Below are 11,096 nucleotides of genomic sequence, written 5' to 3' on the forward strand. Positions count from 1 at the left end.
AGAAGCAGGGGTGGGCACTGAAACAGGGTCGGCCATTTGAGAGTGGCTGGAATGCGGGAAGCTACAATTCACGTATGAGCAAGAAGTAAGTGCGACCTCAGATGGAGTCCTGTGTGCTTCATCATGTGCTACGCCGCGACCTGCGGATTCCGCTTTGTGCTCTCCTTTCAGTTCGAGAGCGCCTGTGCGGCAAGGCTCGGGAAGAATCTGGTCTTCCCGGAGCCTGTTGTCCCGTAATGCCCTACAACAGGGTCGCAGTTCCTAGCCTGATTCCACCTCGCTTCACGTGGCGATATACCTTATGGATATAAGGCGCAGCCTCCGGCCTGCGTGCGGCCACTACTTCGACCGTGGTGACTGCCGGCAGCCAGCGCGCCAACAGCGAGCAGAGCCATTCGACCAGTGATGCCCGCGTCAGCCAGTTGGCTGCAGGCGGCGATCTCAGTTTGATTGCCAATGGGGGCTCGATCCTCAGCCAGGGCACGCAGATGTCGGCCGAGGGCAACGCTGTGCTGCTGGCCACCAAGGACATCGTGTTCGACGTGGCCCACAACACCGAGCGCAGCGACAGCAGCAGCCGCGGCAAGGGCTGGGGCTTTGCCAACAACACCAGCGGCCTGCCGTTCGGTACCAACAACTCGCAGAGCCAGGGCAGCGGCAGCAGTGACACCATCACCGGCACGCAGCTGTCGGTCGGCGGCGGCGTGCGCATGGCCACCACCGAGGGCAACATCAGCCTGACCGCAGCCAACATCGCCGCCGAAAAGGACGTCAGCATCCGTGCGGCCGGTGATCTGCTGGTCCGCAGCGGGCAGGATACGGTCAGCAACGCCAATACGTCGGACAGCAAGGCGATCGGCACGGTACAGATATCGGATACCGAGAAGTTCTCCGGCTGGCACCGCGAGCAGCACCAGGACGACAGCGCGCAGGTGTCACAGGTGGCCAGCAGCATCGGCAGTCTGGGCGGCAGCGTGAACCTTACCGCCGGTGGCAAGTACACGCAGACGGCCAGCAACGTGGTGGCCGCCAAGGATGTGAACATCACCGCCGCCGAAATCGAGCTGCTGACCGCCGATGAGAGCGGTCACTACTCGCAGAGCGACAAGGACCTGAAGATCGGCGTGTTCGCGCGGGTGAGGTCGCCGTTGATCGACCTGATCAACAACGTGGATGCGGCCCGTCAGTCCGATGATCGCCTGCAGAAGATGCAGGGCATGGCGGCAGGCGCCAATGCCTACCAGGCAGCCAGTGCGATCTCGGCACTGTCCGGCCGTGGCGGCAGTGGCGAACTGTTCCGTGCTGAAGCAGGCATCGGCTTCAAGACCGCCAACAGCAGTGCCGATGGCAGCAGCATGGTGTCGCGTGGCTCGACCATCCAGGGTGGTGGAAACGTGAACCTGACCAGCACCCAGGGCAACATCCATGTGGTGCAGGGCAACCTGAGCGCAGGCAACACGCTCAGCCTGGATTCGGCCGGAGATATCCTGCTGGAAGCTGGCAAGGCGCATGTGGCCGACCGCAGCAAGAGCAGCAATGCCGGCGCCGAAGTCGGCGTAGGCGTCTCTGTAGGCGCGCAGACCGGCGTGTACGTGTACGCCGAAGCGAGTGTCGGCAGCAGCAAGGCCAATGCCGAGAGCAGCACCTGGCAGAACACCACGCTGACCGGCAAGAACATTTCGATGAAGGCCGAGGGCGATACCACCCTGCGTGGCGCCACGGCGACCGCTGACCGAATCGACGTCAAGACCGGCGGGACGCTGACCATCGAATCGCTGCAGGACATCGCCGAGAGCATGTCCAGGAACAGCCAGGTGGGTGGCCGCGTGCAGGTGTCGATCGGCACCGCATGGAATGCTGACGGGTATGCCAGTGCAGGCAAGGCCAGCGGCAGCTACCAGGGTGTTGGCCAGCAGAGCGGCCTGTTCGCCGGCAATGGCGGGTACCACGTCGATGCAGGTCACGTGAACCTGGTGGGCGGCGCGATTGCCAGCACCCATGCGGGCAACAGTGAACTGACTGCGGGCTCGCTGACGTTCACCGACCTGCAGAACCACATGGACTACACGGCCAGTTCGGGCAGCATCAGTGGTGGTGCCGGCGGTGAGATGGATGGCTGGACGCCCAAGCCGGGAACGGCCGCGCCCCGTGGTGGTCCGGGCCTGCCGATGATGGAAAAGGGCAGCGACAGCAGCTCCACCCTTGCCACTTTGACCGAGGGCAACATCACCATCGGTGGCAAGCAGACGTCGGCGGCTGAGCTGGGCATCAATACCGACGCCAGTGGAGCGCATCGTGCGCTGGAGGCATTGCCGGATGCGAGCAAGCTGCTGGCGGACCAGCAGGCGATGGCGGCTGCGGCGGGGACGGTGATGGCCACCAGCCAGCAGATTGCCTGGGATATTGGCAGTGCAGATGCGAAGAAGATCACGGATAAATATCGGGAGCCGATGAGTCCCGAAGAGAGACGGGCGTTCGATGCGCTTCCTTCGGACGAGCAGTTCAAGCGCCTCGTCGCGTTCGATGCATCCTACCCCGATGCACTGGTGACCCAGCAGAAGTGGGCCCCTGATGGTGTCTATGGTCGCGCGCTCGGCGCAGTGACCAGCGCGTTGGTCGGTGGTGTTGAAGGGCAGGGGCTGGGTCAGCTGGGTTCCAGCGCGCTGGCGCCGTATGCGGCTGAACTGATCGGCAAGACGTTTGATCCGAACAAGCAGAGTGCTGTGCCTAGCGAGGCCATGCAGATGCTGTCGCACGCGCTGCTGGGCGCGCTGCTGGCTGAGGCCAATGGTGGCAAGGCGGGGAGCGGGGCGTTGGCGGCTGGTGGTGGTGAGTTGGCGGCGAAGGTCCTGGGCGACTACTACGCGCGCCAGAATGGAGGGCAGCTGAGTCCCGAGCAGGAACAGAAGATCAAAGTACTGGGGCAGGCCGTTGGAGCGATGGCTGGTGGAATCGGTGGGGATGGCGCGATGGGGGCGGCTTTGGGAGCCACCATTGCCAAGAACTCCGTCGAGAACAACTACCTGAATCATGCAGAGCGCATGCAGTTCCTGGACGCCATGCTGAGCTGCACGAAGAGCGGTGAACGCTGCGGCGAGAAGGAAGAACTCGCTGCGTTGTCCGACGCGAGGAATTCGGCCTTGATTGCCGCGTGCACGGGAGCGGCGAACTCGTCAGCGTGCCAGGCGGAGAAGTCCAAACTGGGAGACGCGTACTGGACGCTCGCACAGGGTGAATCCGTCTATACCCAATGGATCAAGGACAACGGGCTTGCCCTGGCTGAGGCGGCCCTGACGAAGGGGAATGGGGGCAAGATCGCGTCGGATCTGCTCACTCATACTTCTTCGATCGATGCTAAGTACAAGATCACCTGCGCCGCCGCCGGGCGATGCGATCCGTTCACTGCGGGTGCACTGGTCCTGGATGGACGAATGCAGGAGGCGATGACCAATTTCGCCATCAATCTGTTGTTTGACAAGGCTGGGGCTGCTGCGGGCGTTACGACCAACGCGGGCGGCATGGTGATGGACGTGGCCAAGATGAACCAGATCTATGCCACTGTGGAGAGTTTCAAGCAAGCCAAGCATGACTATGATCGTGCGCTGGAAATAGGTGGGTGGGGCCTCGTCAAGGAGAAGGGTATCGGCGCCTGGTCATCCATCACTGGCTACTTCGGAAATGGCTGGGATGCGGCGACCTACGAGCTCGGTCTGAACCAGAAGTGGAACCTTGCGGATGTTGCGGGCAACGGTTTCACCAAGGGCGATATGGGACTTGATGCAGCATTGGCCGTGGTCAGCCTGGGTGACATCACTGCAATCCGCGCTGCGGCCAAGGCGAGGACGCTGGCGGCGCTGGAGCGTGAGGCCGCATCTGGTGCTGGAAAACCGAAATCGCCTGTGGATATGGGTGAAAGACGCCCCAAGAACGACTATCTCAATGAAGTAGAGGCGTCAAAAACGCCCGCCGAACTGATCGAACAGCAAAGGGGGACGGCAGGCAGAACTGCGCCGGTAGATTATGAACACATTCTAGACGGGAACTTGAATGCGCGTGGTGATGGTGTTGGTGGTCATTATCTGCGATCAGATAATGTAAGGGTTGTTGAAGTGACCATGGGGCCGGATCGAAAGGGCATCACGCGGGGGATGGTCGAAATTCGTGATCCCGCAACTGGTAAGTGGGTGGCCAAGAGGGCCGAGACAACATTTTTCCCGAGAGAGTGGACCCGGCGCAGGGTGGAGATGGAGATCGAAAGCGCATTTGCGAAATCGTCAACGAAGTACAGGAATGGTCAGCCATATTGGGAGGGCACTTCTTCCAGTGGTGTTAAGATTGAAGGCTACTACACACGCCCGGATGGCGGAGCAGCCACGGCATATCCGGTTTATGGGGCTAAATAGAATGGTTATGGGTGCAATTTTGTTTCCTTATTGGAATGGTGATGAGTATGTTGTCTCGTCAGATGAGAGAATTGGTGATTCAGAGCCTGTCTTGTATGGTCAGGGGGATGGGGTCGGGGAGATTGCTGCATGGTTGGATGGTGACTTCGGTTTTCTTGGCACAGGCAGTGAGCGACGCGTTCGGAAATTATTCGAAACTGCGGCACCTGCTGCCAGTGGCGGAGAGTGCGTTCACTATGGGGAGGGGCATGCAGTCTTGCGCGTGGGGGACCTGTTCCTGATTTTTTCCAGATGGAATAAAAATAATGTTGCATTGTTGAAGCAGGCGCAGATTATCAGTGTCCTGGATATGTACTCTTCCTTCCGAGCAGTCAGCCCGCGAAAGAAGGATCGACCTCCAGCGGCGTTCGAGTTCGAGTATGAGGCTGAGGGTGAAGAGGCTGTCCGTCGATTCAAGGATGCAGGCGGGGATGTCTCCAGGCTTGAGGACGACTTCTGAGCATGACCTTCAGAAGTTCCTGTAGATCGCGGTTCGAGAGTGCCTTCTGGCAGAGGGGCCGTTGAGGCAATCACGTCAGCACATGGGAAGTGGACAAATGCGTGGCATATTGACGTGTTGAAGTGCGTGTATCTGTCCATCTGGTCGGCGTGCCTGATCGCGTGGCCGATTGTCTTCCTCAACTTCGTATTTGGAATCAGATTCCGCTACTACCGCGACTGTCGAGATAAATAGTGCGCGAGTGAGTTCTTTGAATGCCAATAAGGCTAAGGATCAGATTTTGAAATTGAAGTTCCCTGTGAGAAGTGGGGTGCCATGAATTCGCATGAATTGATTGATATTGTCGAGGCGACTGAGTGGTACGTGTATTTGCTCAGTTTGGATGAGTGCTCGCCGCACGCGCTTTTGGGAGTGGGGGCGGTTAGTAACGATGCGAAATGGCAGTTTGCGGTTGATTTGACACTCAGGTGTCTTGTTTCAGGGGTGTGGATGTTCTCAGTCCCGAACATTCTTGATGAGCTTGGGTTGGCTAGTGATGAGGAGTTTTGTGCTCGACTGTCGCAGTTCGATCCGTTTGCGCTTTCCGAAGATGGGGAGAAGTATTGGCTTGATTCCTATATGGTTGGCTCCTCGGTATCCTCCAGCATGGTTTCAAGATGTTTGATTTCTGCAGAAGGGCCCGTGTTCGCGTCGGGATTTTTTGAGGAGATTGATAGATTGTTTTCTATGTCGGGAGTGGCGTGGCGTGAAGGTTCTCTTATATCGATTTCTTCTTGATTGAACTGGCGACAGCGGCTCTACCCTCTTGCCACGTTGACCGAGAGCAATGCCGCCATCGGAGGTAAACGGACGTCGGTGGCAGAGCTGGGTATCAATGCCGATACCATTGGAGTAAATTGCGCGCTGGATGTATAGAATTGTGGGCGTCGAGTTCAAATGATTTCTGACACGATCAGGAATGTTCTTCATTACTCTTATGGATGCTCCATGGGGGTTCTGTGGAGAAATATGAATATGGAGTTTGAGGGGGCGTTTGAGCGGCAGACGGAAGAGTTCTTTTCTATGCTTAGGATGCTGATGGAGGAAGGGAAGCTGAAACTTGCCTCGGACGGCGTCTTTGCCGATGGCGATATCGATGCGCAATTGGGTGTTCTGCGCCGTGCGTGGCCTAGCACAAGAGATCAGGAAGATCTCGATGAGGACGGACTTTGGTTTCTTACAGATGCTCCGTTTGGATTGGTTTGGATCGCGCCTGAGGGAGACGTCTGGACCTGATTTGAGCGTCTGCTTCATCGGGTGAGGCCTTCTGTTTGACTGGTGTGTTGGATTTCTGTCGAACCGCAGTGATCAAATCATCGCTGCATCGCCTTTGAATGCAGGCAGGCGTATCTCAATGGCCGGGATGCTACGTGGGAATCGGACTTGAGTGATTTCGTGGTGAGTTTGGATGGAAGATAATGAGAGTAAGGATTGAACCCACCTTCGGTGGCGCCGACGGTGAAGCAGTACAGCGCACAGATACAGCCTCCGATGGGCTGAGCGAGAAGGACGCACTGGCGATCGTGGTAGGCGACAGGTTCTCCACCTATCTCCACTACTGGAGGCTGTACGAAGCATGCGGCAGGGCGCCAAGGCGATGGAACTGGCCGGCATTCCTGTTCTCGTCACTCTGGTTCTTCTTCCGGCGCATGCATGCGTGGGGAGCGCTCTGGTTTATCCTTTCGCCGTTGATGATGACCACCTTCGCGCTGCTGGGGCTGCCATGGTTGTCCTTGCTCTCTTTCGTGGTGTTTCGCGTACTTGCAGGAATCCTGGCGAATCCGCTGTACCTGGCGCACTGTCGAAGGATTGTCCGCAAGGTTGATGCCGAGCATCGCGGGGCACATCGTCGGCACCTTGAACTGCAGAAGGCTGGCGGCGTCAGCTACACCGCTCTGGTGATCGCCTTGGCGGTAACGGCCTCACAGAACACCCTTATCAAACTGATCGTTGGTTCGATATCAGAGCCAACGCCCACGCAGTCCGCTGTGCACGTGGCGGCGAACCCGCCGTATCCGCCGGACCCGCAGATAGAGGAAGCGGAGCGGGTGGTGTACCAGGAGCAAATGCGTGCGATCGCAATGACGGCGTGGCCAGCGGGCGTTCCAACCGAGGGCAATGCCTGCATTGTCGAGCTGCGTCTGGCGCCCCCGGGGCGCGTGCTGGAGGCCACCGTTCTGGAGCCCTGCACGTTGAACGACGTCCAACGCGAGATGATGCTGGTCGAAATCAGGCGCACGGACTTCACGATCGAGGGGAAGATGCGGTTCTTCAACCGGCATACCCTCATTGGATTGTGATCGCTGACATCCGGCGAGGATGGTTTCGGAAATGGGGTCATGCAGGGAGATTATTGGTGAAAGAACAGCTCTTGACGATCGAGGAAGCCTATATGGCGATGTTCTACTTCCTCCAGATCGACTATTCCCGTGGCCCCAGCGATGAGATCGGGGGGCTGCTGGGTTCACTTGGCTGGAGTCTTAAGGAGGATCGAAGTCCCATGGATCCAGGCGCGTGGGAGGACTGGTTGGACGCGGTGAGAACGTCCATGGGGAACAGCGAGCAGGGCATAAAGGATATGAGCGCTACCTACACTGATCTGAAGCGGTAGTCGGATTATTGCGAGCTCCCATGGGTGAGGGGGGCAGGGGCAGTCCATATGAATCAGGAATTCTTCAGGACAGAAATGAAGCGGAAGACGAAAGCGGCCATGCCGAGTCATGAAACTGTCGGCTTCAGAATGATGGTTCGATAATGAGCATTTCGCTGTTTCTCGAAGCCGAAGCCGGCGCCGACCTGGATGCCGTGCTGCATGCCCTGGATTCGATCCAGGCCGAGTACTCCGACGGTACTGACGGTCTGCATGGGAATCTTCCAGTGTCCAACACCGGCTTCGGGTTCGGCATCGTCGACCCGCTGGAGGCGCTCGTAGCGGAAGGGATTGAAGCCGAGTGGCAGGTGGGCCTGCTCGGCTCGTTTCATTTCCGCGCGAGCGGGTTTGAAAGCGCCTGGGAGGAAATCTGCCGCTTCACAAAGCGCTACGCTGCGACGTGCGGGCACCGGTTTGTGCTCTCGTTCCAGTTCGAGAGCGTCTATGCGGCAAGGCTCGGGAAGGATCTGGTCTTCCCGGGGCCTGCTGCGCCGTAATGCCGGATAGCGGGGCGGCAGGCCCCGGTCTGATCCCATTCTGGCTACCCGTGGCGATATACCTTATGGATATAACGCCTTCGTGAGTCGTCTGATTTCACACCTGTCTGCACAGTTCCAGAGTTTTGGATCGATATAATAATATCGGCCCATAAAGTTTCCCCTGCCTGCGCCGCCATCGATCGTACGGCCATGATCAAGGGAATTGAGATGCTCGCCTTACGCAACCTCCGAGTGGGATCCCGGCTGGGTGCCGGGTTCGGTCTGCTGCTGCTGTTCATCCTGGCCATCGTCGGCCTGGTGCTGTACGGAAACCATCTGAAGTCCGCCCAGTTCGAGAAAGTGGTGGGCGTGAACATGGTCAAGATGCGGCTGTTGAACGACATGCTGGATACCAACAACGCGGTGTTGATGCACCGCCGGCTGATGGTGATCAAGCGCGGCGAAGAATTCGACAAGGATTATCAGAAGGCGCAGGAGCTGTCGCAGACCTACGACGGCATCTGGGCCAAGTACATCAAGATTCCGCGCGATGCCACCGGCGATGCCTTGGTGGCGAAAATCGACGCGGCACGCAAGGCGACCGACGCCTCGACCCAGCATCTGCACGAGCGCATGAAGGCGGGTGATTTCGACGGCGCGGCCAAGGAACTGCTCGCCGAGCATGGGCTGGCAACCGCATGGAACGAGGCCATCTCGACATTGCTGCGGCATCAGGAAACCCTGACCGAACGCAGCCGTGAGGAATACCGTGCCACGGAAGCGTGGACGGGAACCCTGTCCATCGCCTTCGGTGTGCTCAGCCTGATTCTCGGCGCACTGGCCGCGTGGGCGATCACCCGCAGCCTGACTCGTCCGCTGGAAGGGGCGGTGAAGCTGGCCGATGGCATCGCCAACGGTCGCTTGGACAACAGCATCGACGCCTCCGGCAATGACGAGGTCACCCAGTTGCTCCGGTCGATGCAGCGCATGCAGGCGCAGCTGCAGTCGGTGATGGCGGCGCAGGGCGAGTTGGCACGCCAGCACGATGCGGGCAGTCTCAGCTACCGCATGGACGAGAGTGCCTTCCCCGGCGACTACGGGCGCATGGTGCATGAGACCAATGCGCTGGTCGGTTCGCACGTGCAGGTGCAGAACCGGTTGATCGAGGTGATGAAGCATTACGCCCGTGGCGACCTGTCGGTGGACATGGATCCGCTGCCGGGCGAGAAGGCGGCGATCACCCAGGCAATGGACGAGACCAAGACCAGCCTGTCGGCGATCAATGGTGAGATCCGCCGGCTGGCGACGGCAGCGGCGGCGGGTGACTTCAGCCTGCGCGGCGACGAAGACCGCTTCGCCTATGATTTCCGCGACATGGTGGCCGGGCTCAATCGCCTGATGCAGACCACCGACGAGAACCTGGTGCAGGTGTCGACTCTGCTGCAGGCGATATCGCGCGGCGACCTGACCGTGCGCATGCAGGGTGACTTCCACGGCGTGTTCGCCCGCATGCGCGATGACTGCAATGCCACCGTCGACCAGCTCAAGCAGATTGTCGGTCGCATCCAGTCCAGCGCGTCCAGCATCAACCTGGCGGCAGGCGAGATCGCCTCGGGCAACACCGATCTGTCGCGGCGTACCGAACAGCAGGCGGCGAACCTGGAAGAAACGGCTGCGTCGATGGAGGAGCTGACCTCTACCGTGAAGCAGAACGCCGAGCATGCCCGCCAGGCCAACCAGCTCGCCATCGGCGCACATGGTGTTGCTTCGCAGGGCGGCGAGGTGGTCGGACAGGTGGTCACCACGATGTCGGCCATCGAAGCCTCGTCGAAGAAGATCGCCGAGATCATCAGCGTCATCGACGGCATCGCCTTCCAGACCAACATCCTGGCCTTGAACGCGGCGGTGGAAGCCGCGCGTGCCGGTGAACAGGGCAGGGGCTTTGCGGTGGTGGCCAGTGAGGTGCGCACGCTGGCACAGCGCTCGGCCGGTGCGGCCAAGGAGATCAAGGGCCTGATCGAGGATTCGGTCGGCAAGGTCGCTGACGGCTCGGCGCTGGTCCGCCAGGCTGGCACCACGATGGGTGAGATCGTGGCGTCGGTGCAGCGCGTGACCGACATCATGGCCGATATCTCCGCCGCATCGCAGGAGCAGAGCTCGGGTATCGAGCAGGTGAACCAGGCGGTGGTGCAGATGGACGAGACCACGCAGCAGAATGCGGCGCTGGTGGAAGAGGCCAGTGCGGCGGCACGCTCGATGGAAGAGCAGGCCAACCTGCTGGCCGAGGCGGTTTCGGTGTTCCGCACGGGTGCGGCGACGGCAGCGGCGGTGGTACGCCCTGCATTGGCAGCGGTGGCTGCGACGGTCACCCCGGTGCGCCGGCCCGCTGCGCTTTCACCCCGCATCGAACCGACACTGGCGGCCAACGCCGGTGGCTGGGAAGAGTTCTAGCGAGGCAGCACGCCGGTAGGGAGACGGCGCCCATCACGATGGCTGATCGTGGTGGGCGTGGATTTTCTTCCTGAACGTGCGATGGCCGATGAGCCCGCGGACACGCGCATTTCACTTCCGGTTGCCAACCGCGGGAGGACACTTGCGCCATACCGGAACTCAGGAGATGGCCATGAAGACCTCGACCCGATTGCTTGTGCTGGGCACCCTGCTGGCGGCTTCGTCGGTGGCCGGCGCGCAGACCTATGGGCCGCGCGATGAGGGACGCAAGTTCAACGATGGCAGCCGAGTGGTCTGCAAGAACGTGGAAGTGCAGCGCAACTCGCGCGATCCGAACCGCATTGCCGGTACTGCGACCGGCGCGGTGATCGGCGGCCTGCTGGGCAACCAGGTGGGCGGCGGCAATGGCAAGAAGCTCGCTACCGTGGCAGGTGCTGTTGCCGGTGGTGCGGCCGGCCGCCAGATCCAGGGCAACAGCCAGCAGAAGAACGGCGACCGCGTGGTCGAGCGCCGCTGCGAACGTGTCTATCGCTGATCGATCGCCGGCAGCCCCGTTTTCCCCTTCCACATCGCAG

At 60.2% G+C, this 11,096-nt stretch carries 8 protein-coding genes and 1 pseudogene; all 9 read left to right on the top strand.

Translation table 11 applies throughout. From position 1 onward, the window contains the following. Nucleotides 1-311: 311 nt before the first annotated feature. Nucleotides 312-4,403, top strand: a pseudogene (locus B9Y82_RS04325) (hemagglutinin repeat-containing protein); the annotation flags it as partial. Nucleotides 4,404-4,410: 7 nt separating this feature from the next. Next, entirely contained in the window at nt 4,411-4,902 is a 492-nt protein-coding gene (locus tag B9Y82_RS20545) for a hypothetical protein (RefSeq protein WP_157804589.1), read from the top strand. A gap of 315 nt (nt 4,903-5,217) precedes the next feature. Beyond that, on the top strand, nt 5,218-5,679 hold the full coding sequence (locus tag B9Y82_RS20550) for a hypothetical protein (protein ID WP_157804590.1): 462 nt from the start codon (nt 5,218-5,220) through the stop codon (nt 5,677-5,679). A gap of 231 nt (nt 5,680-5,910) precedes the next feature. Continuing rightward, nucleotides 5,911-6,177 (top strand): DUF596 domain-containing protein, encoded by a 267-nt coding sequence (locus tag B9Y82_RS04340; protein WP_157804591.1) that lies wholly within the window; start codon nt 5,911-5,913, stop codon nt 6,175-6,177. Between the two features lie 182 nt (nt 6,178-6,359). Next, nucleotides 6,360-7,241 carry a DUF2628 domain-containing protein gene (locus tag B9Y82_RS04345; RefSeq protein ID WP_100471680.1) on the top strand — a complete coding sequence of 294 codons (882 nt, stop codon included), beginning with the start codon at nt 6,360-6,362 and terminating at the stop codon, nt 7,239-7,241. Between the two features lie 56 nt (nt 7,242-7,297). Further along, nucleotides 7,298-7,552, top strand: a complete 255-nt coding sequence (locus B9Y82_RS04350) for a hypothetical protein (protein ID WP_100475167.1) — start codon at nt 7,298-7,300, stop codon at nt 7,550-7,552. 143 nt (nt 7,553-7,695) lie between these two features. Beyond that, complete coding sequence (locus B9Y82_RS04355) at nt 7,696-8,088, top strand: hypothetical protein (RefSeq protein WP_100471681.1); 393 nt, start codon at nt 7,696-7,698, stop codon at nt 8,086-8,088. 210 nt (nt 8,089-8,298) lie between these two features. Then, nucleotides 8,299-10,521, top strand: coding sequence for a methyl-accepting chemotaxis protein (locus tag B9Y82_RS04360; RefSeq protein ID WP_100471682.1), 2,223 nt, complete (start codon nt 8,299-8,301; stop codon nt 10,519-10,521). A 166-nt stretch (nt 10,522-10,687) separates the two neighbouring features. Then, nucleotides 10,688-11,056, top strand: coding sequence for a glycine zipper 2TM domain-containing protein (locus B9Y82_RS04365; RefSeq protein ID WP_005415760.1), 369 nt, complete (start codon nt 10,688-10,690; stop codon nt 11,054-11,056). The last annotated feature ends 40 nt before the right edge of the window (nt 11,057-11,096 follow it).

The sequence above is a fragment of the Stenotrophomonas maltophilia genome (assembly GCF_002799155.1).
Classification (GTDB): Bacteria; Pseudomonadota; Gammaproteobacteria; order Xanthomonadales; family Xanthomonadaceae; genus Stenotrophomonas; species Stenotrophomonas maltophilia_R.

What these genes read in the sequence shown, in the direction of transcription:
- B9Y82_RS04360 (WP_100471682.1), top strand. Translation starts at nt 8,299, where the DNA reads ATGCTCGCCTTACGCAACCTCCGAGTGGGATCCCGGCTGGGTGCCGGG.
- B9Y82_RS04365 (WP_005415760.1), top strand. Translation starts at nt 10,688, where the DNA reads ATGGCCATGAAGACCTCGACCCGATTGCTTGTGCTGGGCACCCTGCTG.
- B9Y82_RS20550 (WP_157804590.1), top strand. Translation starts at nt 5,218, where the DNA reads ATGAATTCGCATGAATTGATTGATATTGTCGAGGCGACTGAGTGGTAC.
- B9Y82_RS20545 (WP_157804589.1), top strand. Translation starts at nt 4,411, where the DNA reads ATGGGTGCAATTTTGTTTCCTTATTGGAATGGTGATGAGTATGTTGTC.
- B9Y82_RS04340 (WP_157804591.1), top strand. Translation starts at nt 5,911, where the DNA reads ATGAATATGGAGTTTGAGGGGGCGTTTGAGCGGCAGACGGAAGAGTTC.
- B9Y82_RS04355 (WP_100471681.1), top strand. Translation starts at nt 7,696, where the DNA reads ATGAGCATTTCGCTGTTTCTCGAAGCCGAAGCCGGCGCCGACCTGGAT.
- B9Y82_RS04345 (WP_100471680.1), top strand. Translation starts at nt 6,360, where the DNA reads ATGAGAGTAAGGATTGAACCCACCTTCGGTGGCGCCGACGGTGAAGCA.